The 23,735-nt window shown below is 38.3% G+C and carries 19 protein-coding genes and 1 pseudogene; 11 read left to right on the forward strand and 9 right to left on the reverse strand.

Going from position 1 to position 23,735, the window contains the following annotated elements; genetic code table 11:
* Window positions 1–204: 204 nt before the first annotated feature.
* The 5 genes from istA (at window position 205) to NSQ14_RS04550 (ending at window position 7,535) form a co-directional block, all read left to right on the forward strand.
* Window positions 205–1,620 (forward strand): IS21 family transposase, encoded by a 1,416-nt coding sequence (gene istA, locus NSQ14_RS04530; RefSeq protein ID WP_322107725.1) that lies wholly within the window; start codon window positions 205–207, stop codon window positions 1,618–1,620.
* Window positions 1,617–2,342: an IS21-like element helper ATPase IstB gene (istB, locus tag NSQ14_RS04535; RefSeq protein WP_108897602.1), complete on the forward strand. Its 726-nt coding sequence runs from the start codon at window positions 1,617–1,619 to the stop codon at window positions 2,340–2,342. The genes istA and istB overlap by 4 nt, the downstream gene beginning before the upstream one ends.
* 545 nt (window positions 2,343–2,887) lie before the next feature.
* Window positions 2,888–4,423 (forward strand): NADH dehydrogenase subunit 5, encoded by a 1,536-nt coding sequence (locus NSQ14_RS04540; RefSeq protein WP_346216935.1) that lies wholly within the window; start codon window positions 2,888–2,890, stop codon window positions 4,421–4,423.
* A 20-nt stretch (window positions 4,424–4,443) separates the two neighbouring features.
* Window positions 4,444–7,032, forward strand: coding sequence for a DUF2309 domain-containing protein (locus NSQ14_RS04545; RefSeq protein ID WP_428831590.1), 2,589 nt, complete (start codon window positions 4,444–4,446; stop codon window positions 7,030–7,032).
* A gap of 137 nt (window positions 7,033–7,169) precedes the next feature.
* Window positions 7,170–7,535 (forward strand): DUF2294 domain-containing protein, encoded by a 366-nt coding sequence (locus tag NSQ14_RS04550; RefSeq protein WP_034768556.1) that lies wholly within the window; start codon window positions 7,170–7,172, stop codon window positions 7,533–7,535.
* Between the two features lie 339 nt (window positions 7,536–7,874).
* Here NSQ14_RS04550 and NSQ14_RS04555 read toward each other — a convergent pair whose 3' ends face one another.
* From NSQ14_RS04555 to NSQ14_RS04580, 6 genes are all read right to left on the reverse strand, one after another.
* Window positions 7,875–8,075, reverse strand: coding sequence for a hypothetical protein (locus tag NSQ14_RS04555; RefSeq protein WP_346216937.1), 201 nt, complete (start codon window positions 8,073–8,075; stop codon window positions 7,875–7,877).
* A 131-nt stretch (window positions 8,076–8,206) separates the two neighbouring features.
* Window positions 8,207–9,322: an o-succinylbenzoate synthase gene (gene menC / locus NSQ14_RS04560; protein ID WP_346216938.1), complete on the reverse strand. Its 1,116-nt coding sequence runs from the start codon at window positions 9,320–9,322 to the stop codon at window positions 8,207–8,209.
* A gap of 246 nt (window positions 9,323–9,568) precedes the next feature.
* Entirely contained in the window at window positions 9,569–10,369 is an 801-nt protein-coding gene (gene menH / locus NSQ14_RS04565; RefSeq protein WP_343190882.1) for a 2-succinyl-6-hydroxy-2,4-cyclohexadiene-1-carboxylate synthase, read from the reverse strand.
* Window positions 10,359–12,104 carry a 2-succinyl-5-enolpyruvyl-6-hydroxy-3-cyclohexene-1-carboxylic-acid synthase gene (gene menD / locus NSQ14_RS04570; protein WP_343190883.1) on the reverse strand — a complete coding sequence of 582 codons (1,746 nt, stop codon included), beginning with the start codon at window positions 12,102–12,104 and terminating at the stop codon, window positions 10,359–10,361. The genes menH and menD overlap by 11 nt, the downstream gene beginning before the upstream one ends.
* A gap of 66 nt (window positions 12,105–12,170) precedes the next feature.
* Window positions 12,171–13,568 (reverse strand): isochorismate synthase, encoded by a 1,398-nt coding sequence (locus NSQ14_RS04575; RefSeq protein ID WP_346216939.1) that lies wholly within the window; start codon window positions 13,566–13,568, stop codon window positions 12,171–12,173.
* 459 nt (window positions 13,569–14,027) lie between these two features.
* Window positions 14,028–14,564 carry a ribonuclease H-like YkuK family protein gene (locus NSQ14_RS04580; RefSeq protein WP_034768565.1) on the reverse strand — a complete coding sequence of 179 codons (537 nt, stop codon included), beginning with the start codon at window positions 14,562–14,564 and terminating at the stop codon, window positions 14,028–14,030.
* A 286-nt stretch (window positions 14,565–14,850) separates the two neighbouring features.
* On the opposite strand from NSQ14_RS04580, the gene NSQ14_RS04585 reads away from it, so the two are divergent.
* The gene (locus NSQ14_RS04585; RefSeq protein ID WP_082035165.1) at window positions 14,851–16,299 is read left to right on the forward strand and encodes an MATE family efflux transporter; all 1,449 of its coding nucleotides are present in this window, start codon (window positions 14,851–14,853) and stop codon (window positions 16,297–16,299) included.
* A gap of 151 nt (window positions 16,300–16,450) precedes the next feature.
* Here the strand turns inward: NSQ14_RS04585 and NSQ14_RS04590 are convergent, their stop codons facing one another.
* Window positions 16,451–17,272 carry a purine-nucleoside phosphorylase gene (locus NSQ14_RS04590; RefSeq protein WP_346216940.1) on the reverse strand — a complete coding sequence of 274 codons (822 nt, stop codon included), beginning with the start codon at window positions 17,270–17,272 and terminating at the stop codon, window positions 16,451–16,453.
* Window positions 17,273–17,884: 612 nt separating this feature from the next.
* On the opposite strand from NSQ14_RS04590, the gene NSQ14_RS04595 reads away from it, so the two are divergent.
* From NSQ14_RS04595 to NSQ14_RS04605, 3 genes and pseudogenes are all read left to right on the forward strand, one after another.
* On the forward strand, window positions 17,885–18,115 hold the full coding sequence (locus tag NSQ14_RS04595; RefSeq protein ID WP_346216941.1) for a hypothetical protein: 231 nt from the start codon (window positions 17,885–17,887) through the stop codon (window positions 18,113–18,115).
* Between the two features lie 21 nt (window positions 18,116–18,136).
* Window positions 18,137–18,484, forward strand: a pseudogene (locus tag NSQ14_RS04600) (DUF6230 family protein); the annotation flags it as partial.
* A gap of 27 nt (window positions 18,485–18,511) precedes the next feature.
* Complete coding sequence (locus tag NSQ14_RS04605) at window positions 18,512–18,958, forward strand: DUF6114 domain-containing protein (RefSeq protein ID WP_346216942.1); 447 nt, start codon at window positions 18,512–18,514, stop codon at window positions 18,956–18,958.
* A gap of 246 nt (window positions 18,959–19,204) precedes the next feature.
* On the opposite strand, the gene NSQ14_RS04610 is transcribed toward NSQ14_RS04605, so the two are convergent.
* The gene (locus NSQ14_RS04610) at window positions 19,205–20,425 is read right to left on the reverse strand and encodes an EAL-associated domain-containing protein (protein ID WP_346216943.1); all 1,221 of its coding nucleotides are present in this window, start codon (window positions 20,423–20,425) and stop codon (window positions 19,205–19,207) included.
* 239 nt (window positions 20,426–20,664) lie between these two features.
* Complete coding sequence (gene hisC, locus NSQ14_RS04615) at window positions 20,665–21,738, reverse strand: histidinol-phosphate transaminase (RefSeq protein WP_041847645.1); 1,074 nt, start codon at window positions 21,736–21,738, stop codon at window positions 20,665–20,667.
* Between the two features lie 226 nt (window positions 21,739–21,964).
* Here hisC and NSQ14_RS04620 point away from each other — a divergent pair, with 226 nt between their 5' ends.
* Both NSQ14_RS04620 and NSQ14_RS04625 read left to right on the forward strand, forming a co-directional pair.
* Complete coding sequence (locus tag NSQ14_RS04620; RefSeq protein WP_346216944.1) at window positions 21,965–22,861, forward strand: RimK family alpha-L-glutamate ligase; 897 nt, start codon at window positions 21,965–21,967, stop codon at window positions 22,859–22,861.
* Window positions 22,854–23,714, forward strand: coding sequence for an ATP-grasp domain-containing protein (locus tag NSQ14_RS04625; protein WP_328186208.1), 861 nt, complete (start codon window positions 22,854–22,856; stop codon window positions 23,712–23,714). Before NSQ14_RS04620 ends, NSQ14_RS04625 begins: the two co-directional genes overlap by 8 nt.
* Window positions 23,715–23,735 lie beyond the last annotated feature (21 nt).

A 23,735-nucleotide genomic window follows, 5' to 3' on the forward strand; every position in this document is an offset into this window, starting at 1 on the left:
AACCTGTCTTTGGGGCGCGAAACTCAAGTAAAAATCTAATCCTGTGTATGGCAAAATAAAAGTGCAGAGCTTTGCAAAGGAAAAATGCAGAGTCCTGCACTAAATTTTTGTGCATAAACAAAAAAAGACTTGCCAGTCACCCCAAGTCCCACTACAGTAATTGTGTCAAGCAATTGGTAGTGGAGGTAAGAAAGGATGCTAGCAATGTCTGATATTAATTGTATCAAACATTTAAGAAATAACAAAGGTTTATCTATTTCAGAAATACAAAGAACAATGGGAATTAATTGGCGAACAGCTAAGAAGTATGCGGATGAAGATCAACTCCCTAAACAGAAATCATTTAAAAAGAAAGGGATGATGTATGAGGAAAAGTGGGGAGTAATTGTTTCAGATTGGCTTTTTGAGGATTTAAAGTTAAGGAAAAAATTAAGAAGAACAAAGAAACAAATATTTGAAGAACTAAAGAAAATGGGTTTCCAAGGTTCTTATCGTACTGTTTGTTACTTTATCTCTGAATGGATGAATACTCACCAAGAAGAAAAGGATAAAGGGTATGAAAGATTAGAACATCCTCCGGGTGAAGCTCAAGTAGACTTTGGAGTAATGGAAGCTGTACAAGATGGAGAAATTGTGGATATTCATGCTTTAGTTATGACGTTTCCTCATAGTAATGCTGGATTTGCAGTACCGTTACCAGCTGAAAATCAAGAATGCTTCTTACATGGTCTCAATATTCTTTTTAAACAGGTTGGGGGAGTACCTAAAAGGATAAGAATCGATAATTTGACCCCCGCTGTGAAGAAAAAAAGGACAAAAAATGAAGAAGCACAATTAACTGATGAATTTGTTCAATTTCAGAATTATTATGGCTTTGATGTGCAGGTATGCAATCCAAGAAGTGGCCATGAAAAAGGAAATGTTGAGAATAAAGTTGGATATATACGCTATAACTTTTTTACTTCAGCTCCAATAATGGACAGCTATGAGGGTTTAACTGATCAATTATTTCATAAATTAGAGGCGGACAGAAATAGAATTCATTATGCCAAAAACGTACGTATTGAGGACTTATGGCAGGAAGAACGGGATTATCTTCTAGCATTACCGGAAAAGCCCTATCCTGTATTTAAAGAGCATCTTGTTAAAGTAAACAAATATAATGAAGTGAAAGTGGATCAGACGTTGGTTCATGTCCCTAAGGGTGGCAACTATAGTCAATTACAAATGATATTAACATGGGATCAATTAAAGATTGTTTCACCTAATGGGGAGATATTATTGGATGACTATCGGCCATATATGAAAAAGCGAAAAGCTTTACCATGGCTTTCAATAATTAAAACATGGATTCATAAACCAAGGGTTGTAGAATATTCGCGCTATAATAAGTATTTACCGGGAAGAATTAAAGAATTTTTGTTGGTAGATAATTTAATTATTCGACGAAAACGATTAGAAGCTCTAGCTAGTTTATTAGTTTCTCATGACATGAAGAAGATTAATGAAGAGTTCTATGAATTAATTGCACAGGATAAGCTACCTAGTGATAATAATCCTTATGAAGTGGACTGGAGTAAATACGATTCATTAACTCCTAGAGAGGAGGCTGTCAATTGAAACAGGACATTAAAGAATTGTGTAAGTCATTGAGGTTAGCTTATGTTGCGGATGTATACGAGCAAATACCGTTTGAAACTCCGGAACAATTCTTGTATAGGCTACTTAAGGAGGAAATAAGATTAAGAGAAAAAGCGAGAGCGATCCGCTTGATAAAAAAGGCGAAGTTCTTAGATAAAAAGAGTTTACATGATTACGAGTGGACCGAACAACTTCGGTTCCCTCCTCACTTAACCAAAGAGGATTTGTGTAGCCTACAATTTATTGAGAATCGAGAAAATGTAGTTTTAGTTGGTTCACCCGGGACAGGGAAGACTCATTTAGCCACAGGACTAGGGAGAAAAGCTTGTGAACTAGGTTTTGAGGTTCGTTTTTACCGTGTTGCCCACCTAGTTGAGGAATTAGAGCAAGCTTTACGTAACAACCGTTTATCAGCATTTAGAAAACGGATGGAGAAGGTTGATTTGGTCATTTTAGATGAAATGGGATACTTACCATTTAGTAAAGAAGGAGCTGAATTATTATTCCAAATTATATCGGAGTTTTATGAACAGAAAAGCGTAATTATTACATCTAACTTAGAATTTAGTCAATGGAACCGGATCTTTACAGATTCTCGATTAACAGCAGCGTTAGTGGACAGGCTAATTCATCACGCCCATATCATCTCTTTTCATGGCGAGAGCTATAGACTGTCCCACGCATTGTCGAAAAGGAATTAAATGGGTGGCAAACCTCTGCATTTTTAATTGCATTTCTCTGCACTTTTCTATTGCAAAATACAATCTAATCCGGTATGGAACATGTTAATGAAATAGAGTAGCTGCAAAGAAACTTACAATAAAAAATGATTGTAATAAATTACTTGACAGATGATTTTCGAATTAGTATTATAACTTATAAAATTATGTTTTAAATGTAATGAACCTTTAGCATATCGTTAATGATGAATTGGCGGTATGAAAAAGGATGTAACGGTAATTACATTTTTGAACGGTGTACTTTATTTGAAATAATATTATAGATCGGGTCATTTTTATTGCCCAGATTAATTGAATAATAGGTAGACGGATTAAAAACCGAGGACCGGTTCGTTAATCGTAAACCGACAATTTCCACGTTTTATGGTAATTGAATGCCATACAACGGATGAAATTGTCGGTTTTTTATTTGTCAAAGTTGTGTTGGAAAGGAAAGAAATAAATGAGGATGAACTGTAAAGATAGACAGCTTCGAAAAAAATTATATCGCAACAGGGGGGATTTCCATGCATGCTCAAATTGAACCGAATTTCATCATGAACGTCTTTTTTATCATGATTGCATTCCCAATTATAAGCGGAATGATCCTGTTGCATCCAAAAATACCATTATCGTTTTTACAAATCCACCTGTGTTTACTTGTACCGGGGCCGATCATTGCTTTCTTGGCAATATTTTATCTACATGAAAGTATTGTCATAGGACCGTGGCGACTAGACTCTTTATCGTGGGTTTTAGCCTCATTTGTTCTAACAATTAGCCTTATTTTACAAAAGTTCTCTGTCCGTTATTTATTTGGAGACCGGTCTTATCGAAAATACTTCATTCTTTTTACACTGACGACTGTTTCCAATGCACTTGCTTGGTTTAGTGATGATCTCCGTCTGTTGTTGTTCTTTTTTGGCGCCACTTTATTCGGGTTATTTTTACTAATTGGTTTGAAGCGGGAATGGCAAGTAGCGAAAAAAGCAGCACTGAGTTCCGGTCGAATGTTTTTGATTAGTTGGCTTTTCCTATTGGCAGCGATCATTTGGCTAAGCGAAAAAACCGGTGAATGGCATTTATCAATGGCTCTTAGTGAGACAGAAATTTTACATTCATGGGAAAAAACCGGGATGAACTTGTTATTGGTTACAGCGGTTCTTATACCGGCAGCTCAATGGCCTTTTGGGAAATGGCTACTAAATTCCGTTGTTGCACCGACACCGGTTTCGGCAATCATGCATGCGGGGATTGTCAATTCAGGGGGAATGTTGTTAACCCGTTTTGCCCCCCTTGTTCAAGAGAATCTTTCCCAAACCGTTCTAATTGTTATTTCCAGTTTTTCTATATTAATTGGAACGGGTATCATGCTGGTCCAAGTCGATTACAAGCGGCAACTTGTCGGTTCTACGGTTGCCCAAATGGGATTTATGCTTATTCAGTGCGGCTTAGGGGCATATGCGGCAGCCATTACCCACGCGGTGCTTCACGGATTATTTAAAGCAACCTTGTTCCTGCAATCGGGTTCTGTTTTTGATCAAAATAAAGATAAGATAAAGCTGGCAACCGGACATCATTCACCGGTTTTGATTTTTATCGGAATTATACTTGGTTTAGGTTCAGGAATTGCCATTTGGTTCTCTTCTCCTAATCACTCTTATCAATTGGTTAGTGCCATTATTTTAGGTTGGTCGGTTTCATTTTCATGGGTTCAGCTTGTTGCAAGGAGCAACGAACAAATGGGTCGTTTTGTTGGCGGGTTGCTGTTTATCGGAACGGGAGCGGTATATTTGATTGTACAAGGGGGATTTCATGAAATTTTGCGTGAAGTTCATGAATCGGTTGCCGGGACATCCTCATTTATTGCCGGTGTTTTCGTTTTACTCATTTTAACACTTGGAAGTTTATTTAGTGCTTGGTTAATGAGCCACCGTTCTTCACCGCTTTATGCAAAAGTTTATTTTTGGTTGCTTCGATTAGGGGAACCGGATCAAGAATTAATTGAAAGCCATCCAAAATATTTAGCACAAATACCTTTGCAAGGAGGGAGCTTCCGTTGAGTACAACATTAGCTAAACGAATGACAGTTGAAAAAGAAGCGGATTTACTGAGTCTGAATCTTGTTGAATTGGTAGGTTCTGCTGCAAAAGTAATTTCCCCCTACGGCCCGATTGATAAATTCGCGGCACGGAATCCTTGGGACGGTATGGAATCTCTTCCTTTTGAACAAGTGGCAAGGAAATTAAAGGGGATTGTCGATGTAGATATTTTACCCGATAAACAAATGATTAAATCTGCTTGGGAATCCGGGAAAATTAATAAAGGTCATTTAATTGCAAAGCTTGATCAATGGCTTGAGAGGAATGTCACAGAATTACCCGATAATCTAGCAAAGAAATTTTGTTTGCCAGCATTAATGGATTTCAGTGATGGCAAGAAAAAGAATATGAGCCCGGAAATAAAATCAGTGGCCAAGAAATTAGTACGGCTCGGTCATGATATAGAAGAAAAACTATTTATTAAAACTTTGAGTCAGCAACTGGAACAAATTGGCACCCTCAAAGCCGCAAATTTATTAAATCAATATATGATAAAGTGGTGTAAATTGTATTTAGATCGCTCTCAAGCGGTTTTGCCAATGCCTTACCGGGAAAATGGATTTTATTTTGCATGGAGAAGTTCTGCGCAATTAGATCCAAATTTTAAACAATATCGTGATGAATTATTACAAACCCCTGAAGCTGCAACGACTGCACTTGAGGAAGCCTTGTTAAAACTTGGCATTCCTTATTCTGAAATTCAATCTTATTTGGAAGCTCATTTGCTCAGTTTACCGGGCTGGGCGGGGATGATGCTTTGGCGAGCAGAAAATGTTCAAGGTGAGGAAAATTTGCTTACCGAATACTTGGCTGTTCGACTTACGACCGAATGGCTATTAATCAAAAAGTACCTTCCTTTACCAGAGCAAAAACAAAACCAATCAGGGATGATGGAAGAACTATTACAATCATGGGCGAATTGGGGAGAATTGCCTGCCGATAGTTGGTTTCATTTGTCTTTTTCTGAAATAAAATCGAGGCTCTCGTTAGCACTTCATTTTGATGAAATTGTCCGTAATCAGTTATGGTTACAAGCATGGGAGGAAACGTATGAAGATGAGCTGCGGAGAATCATTACTGGAAAAAATCCTTTTAATAATCATGTAACGAAACCGAATGCGCAATTTGTCTTTTGTATTGATGTTCGCTCGGAGCCGTTCCGACGTAAATTGGAAAAAGTCGGTCCGTTTGAAACAATTGGAACTGCCGGGTTTTTTGGCCTACCGATCGAAACATGTGAACTTGGGAGTGACCATGTTCATCCATCTTTGCCGGTCATGTTTAAGCCACAATATAAAATTCGGGAAACGTCAGCTGTTCCCGAGTTAAAAAATTATTTAGAAAGACAACAGGTAGCCGGTTCCTTTTCACATACCTTTAAAAACTTAAAACAGCAATTAATGTCAAGTATGTTACTTCCGGAAATTAGCGGTCCTTGGTTAAGTTTACAAACGTTGGCGAGAAGTTTTATGCCACGACGAGCCGGAAATAGTTTACGAAAAATGCGAAAATCATGGGCAAAGAAACCTGCCACCCAACTTACTTTGGATCGGAAAGACAGAGCCACACAGTCTATACCAACAGGATTTTCTAAGGAGGAAAAAATTCATTTCGCCCGGCAAGCATTAGTGACGATGGGACTCACGGACCAGTTTGCGCCGCTTATCGTTATTTGCGGCCATGGAAGTATTAGTACGAATAATCCATATGCGGCAAGTCTCGATTGTGGTGCTTGCGGGGGAGCGTCAAGCGGGTTTAATGCAAGAGTATTAACTTCAGTGTGTAACGATCAGGAAGTTAGAAAAGCATTAGCTGAAGAAGGAATTGTCATACCACATGACACGGTGTTTGTGGCTGCCGAACATATTACATCACTTGATGAATTACGCTGGTTAGATGTACCAAATCTTTCAGAGAGAGCAAAGGAGGCTTTTGAACAAGTTCAAGCTGCACTTCCTCAAGTTCATGAAGAAGCAAATGCAGAGCGAATAATTCAAATACCGTCTTATAAACGCAATGATAGAGACCCAAGTAAGGAAGCAAGACGTTTGGCGGAAGATTGGAGTGAAGTTCGTCCGGAGTGGGGGTTAGCCAAAAATGCCAGTTTTATTATCGGTGAACGGAAATTAACTGAAGCTTGTAACCTGGAGGGGCGCTCGTTCTTACACAATTATGATTGGCGGAAGGACCAGGACGGCACCATCCTTAATAACATTATATCCGGTCCGGTAACGGTTGCCCAGTGGATAAATTTGCAATACTATGCTTCAACCGTTGCACCCCATTATTATGGAAGCGGAAATAAAACAACCCAGACTGTAACTGCCGGTATTGGTATCATGCAGGGGAATGCCAGTGACTTACTGACAGGTCTGCCATGGCAATCGGTTATGCAGTCAGATCGTGAATATTTTCATGAACCATTACGATTGCTTGTTGTTATTCAAGCTCCAAGAAAATACATCGAGCGTTTACTTGAAGGAAATTCTTTATTGAAACAAAAACTGACTAACGGTTGGATTCGACTTGCTTCTATCGATTCTGACGGCCAATGGATAAGCTGGACGTGATGATTGAAATTTGAGCATTGCTCCTTTTGCAAAAATGTAGTAAAAAGGAAGTTTGAAAAAAATTATGGATACATTTCGTTATTTGATATAATTTTATCATGATGGTTAGAGATATAGATAAAGAAAGGGAAAAGATGATGGAGAAAACAAAAGGAGCGCTTGAGGCAGAGATCAGCAAAGCTTTAACACATTGGGAAAAAACATATCTAGGACGCGGGTCCATTTCTGTAAAATCAGATATTTTACGTGATATGATTATTGTTTCGTTGCGTGGTATTTTAACCCCTGCCGAATATTCACTTTGTAAAGATAAGGAAGGATTGCTGTCTGTCAAAGAGAATCGCAATAGTTTGGTAGAATCGGGTGCAGATGAGTTAAAAAAAATCATTTTTGAAATTACCGGTCATGAAGTTACAAGTTTTTACACAGATATCAGTACAAACACCGGCGAACGAATCATGGTTTTTAAATTAGCGGAAGACTTACAAAGTAAATTTGACTAAAAAGAAAGGCTGTTCAAAAGTGGATTCTTCTATTGAACAGCCTGTTTGTTTTGTTCTATCTTGGTTTCGCACTTAGAAGAGCATATAAATTGATGAAACTTATTCTCGTCGCCAATTTTGGGTGAAAAATGCTCATTTTTGGCGACGAGCCCTGTTCTCGTCACCATTTTTGGGTGGAAAACATCATTTTTTGGCGACGAGCTCCGTTCTCGTCACCATTTTGCGATGAGAAATCCTCAATTTTGGCGACGAGACCCATTCTCGTCGTCATTTTGAGGTGAGAAATGCTCAATTTTGGCGACGAGACCCATTCTCGTCGTCATTTTGAGGCGGGAAACTCTATTTTTTGGCGACGAGACCCGTTCTCGTCACCATTTTTGGGTGGAAAACATCATTTTTTGGCGACGAAACCCATTCTCGTCGTCGTTTTGAGGCGGGAAACTCTATTTTTTGGCGACGAGCCTCATTCTCGTCGTCGTTTTGAGGTGAGAAATGCTCAATTTTGGCGACGAGCCCTGTTCTCATCACTATTTTGGGCAAAAAATCCTCTTTTATATCGATGAAACATCCCAGCCGTCTTTAAAATATGCGAATCTCAAATAAGAATGAAAATAATGATGAACAGCCTTTGCCAACCAGTTTGTACGTCGCGCACAAAGCGGCCCTGTTTCCTAAACAGCACGTTTTTGATAAATTTCCCTATGTACTGTCACTGCATGCAATCGTTTTTGATTTATGGAAAAGCCGATTCCCGCTTTGTCGGGTACAGAAATCCACCCGTTGTTTACTTCAATTTCCGGTTCGGTAATATCTTCCTCCCAATAGTTTGTCGAAGCCGGTATATCGCCGGGAAGGGTAAAGCCGGGTAATGAGGCGAGTGCAAGGTTAAACGCTTTTGAAATCCCAAACTCAATCATGCCGCCGCACCATAATTGAATTTGATTTTTTCTACATAAATGATGGATGTCCAGTGCATTTTGCAATCCGCCGACACGTCCAATTTTCACATTCATCACTTGGCAGCTGCCTAATTGAATCGCACTTTTTGCATCATGGAAACTGACAATACTTTCATCTAAACAAATCGGTGTTTGGATTTGTTTTTGTAAAATCGCATGTTTGACTAGATCATCGTCCCCCAATGGTTGCTCAATCATCATCAACTGAAATTCATCAAGAGCCTGCAATTTTTTTACATCATCCAATGAATAAGCAGAATTAGCATCGACCATTAACGGAAGATCGGGAAACTGATGGCGAATCTCCTTTATATAGGAATAATCAAGCCCCGGCTGAATTTTGATTTTTATTCGCTGATATCCAAGGTCATGGAATTTTCCTATTTGTTCAATCGCTTCTATCTTGTTTTTAGCGGCAACGACTGCTCCGGCGGCAACTTGCTTTCGTTCTCCCCCGATCATTTCTGCAATGGATCGGTTGTTTCTTTTTCCATATAAATCCCATATCGCTGTTTCCAGTCCCGCTTTTGCCATATGATTTCCTTTAATCTTGGCAAATAATTGAGATACGTTTTGCGGCTGTTCAATTTTTGTGCGAAATAGGATTGGAATCAAGAAATCTTGCAATATATGATAGGTGGTTTGTACCGTTTCTTCTGTATACCATGGGGAAGAAAAAGCCACCACTTCGCCAAATCCTGATAACCCGTCTTTATCAACTACTTCAACAATAATCGACTCCCTTGTTGTGACTGTTGCAAGATGAGTTGTAAAAGGCTTCTTTAACGGCATCTCAATAACCCTTAATATTACTTTTTCAATCTCCATGTAATTTACCTTCTTATGAAATTTATTTTATAAAAAACCTAATTAAATTAGCTGAAAAAATCGTTTGAACGAATGATAGTTGAAACGAGTAATAACCAATTTTTGGTACTCTAAATGCATAAAAAACGTAAAACCGATTGGTCAAATGATAGCTGAAACAAGCAAAAAACATTTTAGGCACTTCTATTTATTTAAAAAGTGAAAACTGTTTTGATCGAATACTATATGAAATGAGTATTAGGCACTCTATTTACTTAAAAAGCGTAAAATTGATTGCTCGAATGATACTGGGTCTTCCAAGTGCACTGCATGTCCGACATTCGGGAAGACAATGCGCTGACAATTAGGTAAGTCAGCTTCCATTTCTTTGGCAATTTGGCAAAACTTTTGATCAATTTCACCGGTTAACAAAAGTACAGGGAGTTCGCATTTCTGGAGACGATCCCACCAAGAAGGTTGTCTCCCTGTACCCATTCCCCGTAAACTGTTTGCCAATCCAAGCGGGGAGTTCTTTAAGCGTTGTTTGCGGATCGATTTTTGCACTTGTTCCGGCAACTGGGTTTGACTTTTAAATAGCGGTATGTTTTCCCAATAATTGACAAAATGCTCGATTCCGTCCTCTAAAATAGTATTTGCCAAATGCTCATCTTGCCGGATGCGGTTTTTTCTTTCTTCCTCGGTTTTTAAACCAGGGGAGCTACTTTCAAGAATTAATGTTTTTACACGTTCCGGATAGAACATGTTAAAACTTAGAGCAAGCCGGCCGCCCATTGAATAACCCAGCAAATGAATTCGGTTGATGCCCAGAATATTTAACATGTCGCATAAATCTTTTGCCACAGCTTCCATTGTGTATCTATTCGGATCGGCCGGTGCGTCCGATTTACCATGACCAATAATATCAATTGTAATAACTTTAAAGGAATCCGATAACCGGGACAGCTTCCAGGTTGAAACATCTCCGGTAAATCCATGCAATAGCATTAGAGGTTCCCCATGACCGGCTATTTCGTAATAATAGTTGACACCGTTTAGATTAATGACCATTTTTCATCACCTCAAAATACCGGTCTATTTCTTCCCCGATAAGTCGCCACATATTGCGATGGGATTCAAGATTCGCTTGCCGATTGGTTTGAACTTCAATAACACGAATCCCGCTTTTTTTGGTCGTTGCTGCAATTGCTTGGTCAAATTCTCCCCAATTCGTTATTTTACAATATTCTCCGCCATACATTTTCATCGCATAGGAAAAATCAATGCCGATTGGTGTCCCAAATAACAGTTCATAATGTCTATCAAGCTTGGATTGCGGGAGAAATGAGAATATACCTCCACCGTCATTGTTAATTAAAATAATATTGATGGAAATATCATTCAATTTTGCGGCAAGCAGCCCGTTTAAATCATGGAAAAACGATAAATCCCCAATCACAAGATAAAGCGGGTTTCTGTATACAGCGGCTCCGATTGCCGTGGAGACGACACCGTCAATTCCGTTTGCTCCGCGATTTGCCATTAGATGTATATTTTTTCTCGTTTGATGGAAAAAAGTATCCACGTCACGAATCGGCATACTGTTTCCGGCAAAAATGGTACTGTTTTCCGGGATCACTTTTGCTAGTTCATAAATAACTTTTCCTTCGTCAAGATCATTCATTGATTTTAAGTAAGAAGCGATAGTTTCCTTCGCGATATGATTTAAGTCTTTCCAAATTGAAAAATATTGTGTCTGCCGTGCTTCTGTAAAAAACGCCTTGATTGTGTGACAGAATATTGCTTCATCACATTGAACCATCATTGTTCCCAAGTTTTGCGGGTCACGCCAACCGGAACCGCCATCGACAATAATATGCGGTGTTTGCCGCCATTTTTTTAGGAATAGAGTGAGCGGTTTCGATACAGGCATACTCCCAAAGCGAATAATAAGGTCCGGTCTGAGCAAGTTTACAGCTTGTTCATTTTTCAAAATCGCATCGTAACTATCAATGACTTGAGAATCGGCAGTTGTGCTTCCACGCAATTGGGACAACGGATCTGCAACAATTGGGTAACCGGTTAATTGGGCGAATTGATGGATCGCCTCGGCCAATTCAGGTTTATCGATATCACCAACAATGATCAGACCGTTTTCAATTTGTTGGATTTGCTCGGCTATTTCACGTGCTGTTTCATTGGATATAGTAAGATTTCCTTGACTAATCTTCAATTCTTTTATTTTTTCAGTGAAAGGATATGGTTCTAGTATTGGTAGGAGCGGTTCACGCAATGGAAAATTAAGGTGAACCGGTCCTTGTAAATGGCCTGTTGCTTCTTTTATCGCCCGTACAGCGGTATTAAATGCGTACTGTTCTTGTCCAAATTCAGGTAAGGCCAAGTCAGTAAACCAACGAACATGATTTCCGTATAGATGGATTTGGTCAATGGCTTGCGGGGCACCGACATCCCTTAGTTCATGAGGCCGGTCTGCCGTTAAAATGATTAGCGGAACTCTTGATAGATTTGCTTCGACAACAGCAGGAAAATAATTGGCTGCTGCGGTTCCGGATGTACATAATAAAGCAACCGGTCTTTGGGAAGCTTTTGCCATACCGAGTGCAAAAAATCCGGCAGACCGTTCATCGATATTCATATACACATTTAAATCGCGATTTTCTGCAATTAGTAAAGCAAGAGGGGTTGAGCGAGACCCGGGACTAATCACAACATCTTTTACTCCTGCTTGAACAAGACCGGAAACGAATGCGGCTAAATATTCGGTTAGTGCTTCTTGATGATTCATTGTTTTTCTCCTTCCTCAAACCACTCATAAATCAATTTCATCGATAAAATAATGCTTCTTGATGATTTATTTTTCTTCTCCTCCCAGCGCATGCAGCATAGGGCGAAACTTTATTCGTGTTTCGATTAATTCATCTTGCGGATTTGAATCTGGGACTAATCCACAACCTGCATATAATATTGCATTGTTATTTTGAATTAAGCCGGAACGTATGCCAACGATAAATTCGCCATTGCCTCGAAAATCTGTCCAACCGATTGGACCGGCATAGAGTCCGCGATCCATTTTTTCTTTTTCACGGATTATTTTCAATGCTTCTATCGTAGGTACTCCTCCTAAGGCAGGAGTTGGGTGAAGCCGTTCGACCATTTTGAAAATCGATTGTCCTGCTTTGGCCCTTCCTGTAATTGGTGTATATAAATGTTGAATGGCCGGTGTTTTCATTAAAATCGGCTCTTCCGGGACAATTAAGTTCGTACAAATGGGATTTAGTGCATTTTTGATCATGTTTACAACCAGCTGATGTTCATATCGGTTTTTTGCGTCATTTAATAAATTCTTACCGAGCCATTCGTCTTCACCCGGATCTTTGCTTCTTGGTGCAGATCCGGCTAGACATGTGGATAATACTTCTTCACCGGTTTTTTTCACTAATCGTTCCGGCGATGCCCCCAGAAAACAGCTGGAACCGGATTCTAATGCAAACGTGAAACTACCGGGTTGGTTTCTTCTTAGTTGTTCCAAAACTGTTGCAATGGAAGGCGATTTTGAAAACTCAATGATCATTTTTCTTGCCAAAACGACTTTTTTTATATCGGTGGATTTTAGCAGGTTTACAATTTCTTCAACTGCTTTCACCCATTCGGCTTGTCCTATTTCCGTACATGAAGTAATCGAGACTTGTTCAACAGCAACAGTCGATTGCCGGGCCAATAAATCGTTCATGTATTCCTCTATATGTTTATATTGGGAAGTTTTGTTTTCCCCAGCTGGATCCATGATTTGGTTAAAGGTTAAAAAGTGTTGACCATTTACGACTGTCAGCATGTATTTTGGCAAATAAAAGAAGGTGTCTCCAAAATCGCTCCATTCTTGTTCTTTTCCTGTATCCGGGTCAAAAGAAAAGCCGCCGAAAAGAAGCGGTCCCGTTCCGATTATGGAGGAACCTTCTATTTCAGCATTTTGAACGATATCTTTCCAAAATTGATGAATATCATCAAAACGATTTTTTTTAGCCAGGTTGGAAAATAGTAAAGCAGCTCCAACGCCAACTAAATAAAAATCTTCATTAGCACTCTTCCAGAAAAATCGTTTTCCTTCTGTATTTGGAGTGCCCTGTTTATAAAAGACAACCGGATCAAATGGATCAATCGGTGTCGTTAAACTAAATAGTGTTTTTTGTTTTGTTTCAAGTTGTTTGATTATATTTGAATGTGCAATAGCTTGATTTTCCGCTCGTAACATTTCTCAAGGCTCCAATCTAGAATTATTATCGATAATATTATATCTTAAATCTGCTCATAATTGGAGGTTTAGCTCTTATTGGAAAGTTGAAAGTAAAAGTGGCGGATTCCGGGGAGGCATCTCATTGTAAGAAAAATCATTCGTTGCACACAGAAATTTTTTGGTAAATACATTGGAGCCTATCCGACTTTTTAATGATAGTTGACTTTTGGCCACTCTCGTCCTCTGATTACATCGGTGTGTACTCACAATGGCGATCGGATAGACTCCTGATAAGCATGATTTTTATATCAATTGTAAAAACCTCATCAATCTAGGTACAGCAGATGTTATACCGCTATTTTTTATATTAATTCGCAAAACTGCTTGCAACTCCAACAATCCCGGTACACTAGATGTTTCATACAGTTATCTGTATAGCGACTATTTAAAAACTCACCAAGTCCAAGTACACTACCGTTATTTTGTATAGCGATTCGCATAACAGCTTGCGACAAAGCTTTCCGGTTTTATTTTCGGTTCCACCCCGATCGATTCCATACGGGAAACCATTTCTTTTACAAACTTTCTTGTTTTATTTTTCCGACCTGCACCTATATCGATATGTCCTTCAATGATCAAACTGGCTCCTCTGTATATATTTGGCAAGATAATATCAATCAATCGGTTTTTCTTTTCTTCAGTAAATAACGAAACCACTTCCTCTGTTAAAGTTGTTTCAAAAGAGATCCGTTCGTGTAAATTTGTCATTTTCCTTGGAACAATCACTTTACGAATACATGCCCAGACTCCTTTTCTTTCACGCTGAATGACAATTCCGGTAATGAATCTCGTGTCATCTTTATGAACTTGGGAATCTGTACCGAACATAAGTCGATAGTTTCCGGTTGGATCACTTTGCATAAACCGGATAATATGTTGAAACACATCTTCAAAAGACATGTTTTTTTCTGTCAAATTCTGAAATTTGTCATTGAAAACAGGGAATTTTCTCATACTCCTTTCATATATAAATAGCCAGTTCTATTTTTAGTATATTCAACAGGAACCTGATTTTTCATTTCAGTAAAGTAAACTTTTGATAAACTACATGAAAATGTTTTATCCAGTAAGGAAAGATGATTTACGGAACGGGGAGCTCGATTTTTTGAAGACAAAGCTTACGAAATTTTTCATAAAAACCCCTGTAATCCATAATAGAACATGTTATAATTAATAGTCCATGTTCTATTATTAAATTAATGATTTTATTTATAAATACGTGACAAAGAAGTGTTGAATAATGAATAAAAGAAAATTGATTCAAAAGAGCCGACGTCAACTGCCGGCTCAAAATGAAAACCGTACGCGAACAAAATTAAAACAAAAAACGATCTATTTACTAAATAAATACTTTACCGGTGACTCCATTCGCTATCAAGAAGTTATCTCGATCATTATTCCGATTTTAGTCGACCAAGCCTTTTTAATTTTCATGAGCTTACTGAACACGGCGATGGTTGCTTCAGCCGGGGTTGCTGCAGTTAGTGCCGTTAATATGGTTGACTCCCTGAATATTTTTTTAGTAAACGTATTTATTGCTATTGCTACTGGTGGTACGGTCATCGTTGCTCAATATAAAGGTATCGGGAATCGGAAAATGGTCACCAAGACTGCGACACAAGCAGTATCAGCGGTAACCATTTTTTCCGTTTTACTTAGTGTCCTCGTTATCATTTTTCATGGACCTACATTGAATTTGTTGTTTGGGGATGCAGAAGCAGATGTTTTGCATAATGCGAAACTTTATTTAATCGGGAGTTGTTTTTCTTATCCTTTCATCGCCATTTATCAAGCTGTTTGCGGCGGATTAAGAGGAGTTGGGGAAACGAAACCGGTTCTGGTGCTTTCTTTACTAATGAATCTTGTTAATACGATTTTGAATGTTATTCTAATCACAATTGCTGATTTAGGCGTCTTAGGTTTAGTTATTTCTGTTATCACGGCAAGAATCATAGGGATGGCCGCTTCCTTACTTTATATTATAAAATATAATCACACGATCCGGTTTCGAATCAAAGAGGCTTTACACTTGGATTTTTCCATTTTAAAAAAGGTGATGTTTATCGGCATCCCGTTTGCTGCGGAGCAATTATTTTTCAATGGCGGAAAGCTGATCACTCAAACATTTATCGTTAAATTAGGGACGCTGGCTTTGACTGCAAATGCAATTGCCGGTTCGATTACGTTACTGTTTCAAATCGGTCCGAATGCACTCAGTATTGCGATTGTTACTGTCGTTGGGCAATGTATCGGCAGGAGAAACATTCGCGATGCAAGGCGATTTACTATGTCTTTCATTGGTTTGTCATCACTGTTTTATATTGTAACATCCGCCGTGTTAATGCCACTTTTCCCTTTGTTGATGAAAATGTTCAGTGCACCGAATGAAATTATTCATACGATTTTTATTATCGTACTTATGTCAGCTATCGCTCAACCGATATTATGGTCAGGCGCATTTATTATGCCTGCCGCATTGAGGGCAGCCGGGGATTCGAATTTTACTTCGGTAGCCGCATTGCTCTCCATGTGGTTTGTCCGGGTTGTTCTTGGCTATATTTTAGGAATAACGCTAGGGTTTGGGATTATCGGTGTGTGGGCTGCTATGATCATTGAGTGGTCTGTCCGCGGTATAGTCTTTTACTTAAGATTTCGTGGGGAAAAATGGTATCAGCATAAGTTAGTGTGAATGAAGAGGCTAGCGGGCAAATCTTTTTTTCAATCGCATTTGATTTTATTGGTGAGAATAAAAACGAAAATAAAATTTTGAAAAAAGGGACCCATAGACAAGAACTCCTTTATTGAAAGGAAGTTTTCAAAACGGGTCCCGCGGCAATTCCTTATTTCATTTCTTTTAAAATCTCTTTTATCAAGGAAATAAATTTTACCTTCACTTTCCCTGCTACATCAATAACTTCATCATGGCTTAACGGTTGGTTCAAAATTCCGCTGGCCATATTGGTTAAACATGAAATCCCCAATACTTGCATATGACTGTGCCTGGCAACGATTGCCTCAGGAACGGTTGACATCCCGACGGCATCTGCTCCCAACGTCCGTATCATACGGATTTCTGCCGGAGTTTCATAGGTTGGGCCGCTCCACCATGCATATACACCCTCCTGAATAGGGAGGTTTAAATCAGCGGCTACCTTTTTTGCCAAATTTCGAAGTTCAGGTGTATACAATTGAGAGAGATCCGGAAAACGTATACCGAGTTCATCATTATTTGGTCCAATCAACGGGTTTGTCCCAACCAAATTAATATGATCGGAAATGAGCATAAGATCTCCCGGTTGAAAACTCGTATTAACTGCTCCACAGGCATTGGTAATAATTAAAGAATCTACACCAAGTGCTTTCATAACCCGAACGGGAAAAGTAACCTCATCCAAAGTAAATCCTTCATAATAATGAAATCTCCCTTTCATCGTAACTACTTTTTTCCCCATCAATTCTCCAATAACAAGTTCATTGGCATGTCCAATGGCGGATGACTTTGCAAAATAGGGAATTTCATCATATGGAATGGTTACCGCATGTTCAATTTCTTCGGCAAGCACGCCAAGTCCGGAGCCAAGAATGAGTCCGATTTCCGGCTTGAGATTTATTTTTTCCATTATGTAATTTTTGGCTTGTAAAATATGTTCCGTTTGATGCATGGTCCATCACCTCATGTCAAAATTTCTTTACGTGATTCAAAAAGTAAAAAAAGCGAAAAATTTTCTGGAGTTTATCATGTACGAAAAAATATGCTCCGTTACCTAGACGCCAGTAGCTTCCGAGAACTTCCAGACTCATTGTTTTTGAACCAAAGCTATTATTAAATACCGATATTTTAACCTAGGACGAGGTGACTGTCAAAAAAAGCAAAAATGTAGTATGTGTAACTTTATGATGTTCGACAGAAGAAAGTATTTTTCGGCTAATAGGAAAGTATAAATTTTTCAATTTCTACTTTCCTAACGCATAAGTGCACAAGGAAAGCTTCACGGGATACATCGCAGCCGAAAAAATTTTATATTTTTTCGGTGAACTACGGCTCTGCTCTCGCCGAGTTTTCTTTACCTTTATTAACCTATTTATATCATATTCATCATTTTTTGGTACAGTAAACGTTTTTAGTTTTTGAATTCACGTTTATCCTGATCGTTTCCTACCTTTGTAGGTCCAAAAAATAAATTACCGACAAAGTTAGGAATATATTTTTATAATAATTATAATAAACTGAAAACATAAAGCGGTTTCATTTAAAAGAGGGAGGAGGTATTCAAATGAGTGAGACTATTTTAACAGGAAAAACTTCTAAAAAATGGTTTTTCTCCGCTTTATTGGCAAGCTTCATTTTGTTAGGGGGGGTGTTCTTTACATTAGGAATTAACGGTGTGGTTTACGCAGCAGGGGTAGGCGGAATTGGTAAGTTTAATGTTTCCTTTACTGAGATGACAGGTACCGGCTTTAAATTATATGGAGACCTGTATGGTGATCCAAGTAAAAATTCCTAAGCACATGTAAAACCGGTATTTGTCAATGATATTCAAAATGCAAAAATTACAGATCTGGTCATTTCGAAAAATGTGGATATTCCAATTTTAGGGAAGTACACTGTCAAAATTTCCGCCGGTAATAAAGGTACCCCGGTAGAAATTAAAGGGTTAATCCAAAAAGCTGCACTCGTACAAGGGGATGCAGTGTTTACTAAAATGGATATTTCGGAAAACTATGTAGAAGCCAATGATCCTGAAGCAGTTAAGAAAGGGTTTACGCAAGGGGCGAGTACGGTGACAATTAAAAACGGTAACATTGAAACCCATTATTTATTCCAAGAAATGGTCACATTGCCGGGATTAAAAGTTGAGTTTGTGAAAAATTAATAGCCTGTTTGTCTGGGAGTGTTAATGATGGACAAATTTCATAACTTTAGAAAAAAATTTAAAAGATGGCGGATGAGCAGGCCGTTTTGGGGAGCGACATTTTCGCTCCTTGCTGGCTTAATTATTCTGTATATGCCGATTCATTTGCTTGAAGTGGCATTACGCCCGGGAAATTTTGTCGTGTTAGGTCTTCTGTTTGGGGGACTAATGACGATTATAGGAATTCTGAGTTATTTTTACACAAGATTAAACATTATTTTTGGTATTATTACGATCTTTTTATCTATTGCATCGATTTTAGGTGCCCTCGGGGGATTATTCGTAGGTACATTACTGGGGATTATCGGGGGCTCATTATTATTGTCATGGAGAGTTGTCGATCAATCGGTGAAAGAGGGAGATAAGGATTATACAAATTATACGCTGTCTGAAGTGGCGGCAAGTTCCACTGAGCATAAGCTGCAGAATGAATGAAGGGGCTGTCCAGAAAGTCAAAAATTAATCCAATTTGTATAGGCTAATTGAAGTGAGGGTGGCGGCGACTCCTGCGGGAACAGCGCGAGCCGAAGACCCTGCAGGAGCGAGGAAACGAGCGACGAAGCGGCTGAGGCCGTGCCCGCGGAAAGCGTCCGCCACCAAAACGAAAGTCAACCGAACCTATTCTTTTAGCAATAAAATTATAGAAGTTGTACTTTTAGGACAGCCCCAAGTTTCATCATATTACAATAGACCTTCTTGCTCATATAAATAGGCATAAGGAATATCAAGGAAAACATATAGTGTATCGGATATTGGATAGGAAAATGTCCGGATTTGTTCGTTTTTCTCGATATCTGTATATAAATCGGATAAAATGCCTTTTTTCTCTATGTTCATCCGGGCGATATTTTCAAAAAAATACGGTCGCCAGCTCCAGTTTTTATTACGGATTTCCTCTTTTAAACTCCAATTGCCGTCATTATCTTTCTCAGCATTGGCGGAAAGTTGCAAACCCTCTTCATTACATATATACACACGAAATGCATAATCGGAGCATGCCTTTCCGATTTTCAAGATCGTTTCATCAAGCGGATCATCCGAATGAATAGACGTTAAAATTGATTTTAATTGTTGATTGATTGCATTTGTCAACGTCATTTGTGCCTTAATTTTTTTTCGCTCATAATTAACAAATAACTGGAAGTCTTTCTTCATTTTTTCTTGACAACAATCAATGGGAACATAATCTTGTCCGCTTCTGATTAAGTAATTGCCTTGATAAAATCGCCCCCCATTACGCCAAGCATGATTTAATTGATGGTAAGTAGATATATTTTTGAACATTAAAGTTGCCCCGATTTTTTGGGATAGTAATGATAGTGAATGATGTACATCTCTGTATAGATGCGGCGAATCATTATCTTTTAAAAATCCAACATCAATTTTTACCACATTGGGTTTCAAATATGCTAAGCGATCAAAACTGCCGCTCCGTTCACCGATATCATCAAGAGCGATTCGAATACCTATTGACTTTAAATAGTTGAACAAAATTCGGACTGAATCTATTTCTTCTGTTTTAAACTCTTCCTTTAACTGGATGATTAGTTTATTTATATCGAATCCTTTTTTGGTATATATGTCTAGAAATTTTTCTAAACATTCGCCTCGATCTTTCATAAGCAAGTTCGTATCATAATTGAAAAATATGTACATGGAAGGATCTGTTTTCATTTGATATTCGATCGCTTTTTCCAGTAAAAGGCGACTTAGTTCCAGACGAAATTCATCAGGAATGGACAAATCTTTGAAAAACCAGTCAATACTTTGTACGGTACCATCCTCTTCATGAAAAAATGCTTCAATTTCGTAACCAACCACCAATTGTGTTTCGGCACTAATGACGGGACGGTAATAGGGAACAACATGGTTTTCATGTAACATAATTTCAACCGGATCCATGGCCTCACCTCCGCAGTATTCTCATAAACACATTTTATTACAGTATGGAGGTGGATGCTACTTAAACGAAATTTTCCTGAAAATTCATAAGGTTGTCCATTTATATTAATGAATTTCAACAGTTAAATAGGAAACCTCGACATACAATGATCTTTTTTTATCGAGCACATGCAAAAGCTGCTGAAGTCCAATCAGCAGCAAGTTTTATTATCAAAAAATATGATTGCAAAAATTCCTTTCTAGTTGAAAACATGGCCTTTCACATAATCTTCAAGGGCGGCTAAAACTTCTTTGTTTTGCTCTTTTGTCCCTATGGTGATTCGAACCCCGTTTGGAAACGGACGGACAATATAACCTTTTTTCAAGAAAAAGTTGAACAGTTCCATTGGTGAAGCCATTCGAACAAAGATAAAGTTAGCTTGGGACGGGTAATATTCAACATTCAGTCTCTGTAAAGTTTGTTCAAAATCTCTCAGACATTCAGCGTTTTTCCGGACACATTTTTTGACAAAATCTTGGTCTTCAAGTGCGGCGAGGGCTGCTTGTTGAGCAAATGATGAAGTATTGAACGGGAGCCGGGCAATATTGATTTTTTTGATTAGTTGAGCATTGCCGACTGCATAACCGATTCGGAAAGCGGCCAGACCGTAAGCTTTTGAAAATGTCCGTAAAACGATTAAATGATTAAAATGCGTTAACAAAGGGATAGAATTTGGATAATCATCGGCTGTTACATATTCATAGTATGCTTCATCAAGGACGACCACAATTTCCGGGGGAACTTTTTCCAGAAACCGGACCAGTGTTTCTTCATTTAAATAAGTTCCGCTCGGGTTATTCGGGTTGCAAATCCATACGATTTTTGTACGATCATCAATCGCTTGAAACATTCCGTCCAAATCGAAAGAACCGTTGACTAGTGGGATTTCCCGAACTTCCGCACCTTCAATGATCGCATGATGTTTGTACTGGGGAAAGGTTTCATTGGCTGTTATTATATTGTCCCCTTCACATAAAAGAACACGGCTGATGATTTGAATAACTTCATCAAGCCCGCTTCCAAATAACAACTGATTTTCATCAACATGTAAATGATCGGAAACCTTTTTCCTAAGCTCTGTTGCATAACCGTCCGGATAGGTGGCTGTATCATGAAGTGAACTTAAAACAGCAGTTTCCACATGAGGCGAGCAACCATATGGATTTTCATTTGAAGCCAATTTAATGACTTTATCAATATTATATTCTCGTTTTATATCTTCGGGTGATTTTCCCGGTTTATAGGGTTGCAAATCCAATATTCTTTTTTTCACTGATTCTTTCCCTCTCTCTTCATTCCGTTTAAAAAATAAACCTCCACTGATCCAACAGCAGAGGATTAGTTACAGGTTATTTATGATTATAGGTTTTGAATTTATATATGTCAATATTTTTAAAAAATATCCGCTCATCCGATCAAGTAAAAATTTGCGGATTACTTTGTGGTATTTTTTCTATATAATGATTTCAGATGGCTTGAACAGATAAGGTGATGTATTTATGAATAAAAAAGGTTGGTTAATATACAACGGTGGTTTAATTTCTAAAAAATTTTTGGAAATTAACCACATGTACATATCCGCTGCAGCAAAAAAAGGAATCGAATTACAACCGGTTAAAAACAACGAGATATATAGTTTCGTCATGGATAATTCTTTGCATGTAAAAAAGGATGGTTTGTTTCAGCCTGATTTTATCCTATTTTTAGATAAAGATATCCGACTGGCCAAACAATTGGAAGGATTAGGTTATCAACTTTTTAATAATGCAAATGCCATTGAAATATGTGATGATAAAATCGCTACATTTCAAACATTGGCAAATAAACGAATACGAATGCCGAAAACGTTATTTTCACCAATGATGTTTCCCGGTACGATAGATCCAAATGACCAATTTATTGATCGAGTGGAAAAGGAATTTGATTATCCGATTGTTATAAAGGAAGCATACGGTTCGTTTGGGGATCAAGTTTATTTAGTGAAAAACCGAGAAGAATTGGTCGTCAAAAGGCACCAGCTGCTATACCGGCCTCATCTTTACCAACAATTTATTTCATCCAGTACCGGTAAAGATGCCCGATTGTATGTGGTTGGGGATCAAGTTGTGGCTTCCATGCTCAGATTCAATGAGATAGATTTTCGTGCGAATGTAACAAATGGCGGGATGATGCAAAAGTTCGATCCCCCGCGAACTTTTAAGGAGTTGGCCATAAAAGCATCACAAGCGGTGGGAGCGGATTTTTCCGGTGTTGACCTTTTATTTGGTGATAATGATGAACCGATAATCTGTGAAGTGAATTCCAATGCCCATATAAAAAATGTGTTTGATTGCACCGGCATCGACGTGTCGGAATATATTTTTGATTACATATTGGAGAGAATTGGTAATGCATAGTGGTTTACTGATTTACGGACGGGATGATTATAAGAAAAATCAATGGTTTGCAGAACAATTTATCGAAAGGGCACAGGAACATGGGTTAACGATTGGCCTTGTTTTAACGGATGAACTTTTCCTTGGAATTGATGAACAATTTTACGCAGAAGCTAGAAGAAAGCGATTAGTGACACCGAATTTTGTTATTAATCGGAGCCGGAATAGTATCATTGCAACGCATTTTGAAAAGATGGGGTGCCGAGTGTTTAATTCTGCTTTTATAACAGAAATTTGTAATCATAAAGGGAAAACCCATCAATTTATCAACTCACATGGCATTAAATCTGTGAAAACTTGGATTGGAAACCGGCATGATTTTTGTGTTGAGCAGTTTGGCGGTGATTTTCCGCTCATTTTAAAATCAGTTGCCGGACACGGAGGTAGAGAAGTATTTTTCATTGCTAACGAAAAGGAATTGACAGAAAAACTAGCCACATTTTCCGGTGACGAGTTTATTTTGCAGGAAGTTTGTACAAATCCCGGCGTTGACATTCGTGTGTTTGTTATGGGAAACGAAATTTTGGCAGCTGTCAAAAGATATTCGGAAAAGAGCTTTAAAGCAAATTTTTCTTTAGGTGGGAAGGTTGAACCGTATTCACTGAGTGACGATGAAAAGAGATTGGTTAAGAAAATCGCACAACTTGCACAGTTTGATTTTGTCGGGATTGATTTTATTTTAGATGAAGAGGGACGTTTTTTATTTAATGAAATAGAAGATGTGGTCGGTTCAAGAGTTTTGTATAAATGTTATGATATGGACGTTGTCGGCAAGTACTTAGCCTATATAGAAAAGAGTCAAAAAGGGAAATAGGTCATATTTTCAAAAAACTTA

The sequence above is a fragment of the Caldifermentibacillus hisashii genome (assembly GCF_039654145.1).
In the GTDB taxonomy this organism is placed as follows: domain Bacteria; phylum Bacillota; class Bacilli; order Bacillales; family Caldibacillaceae; genus Caldifermentibacillus; species Caldifermentibacillus hisashii.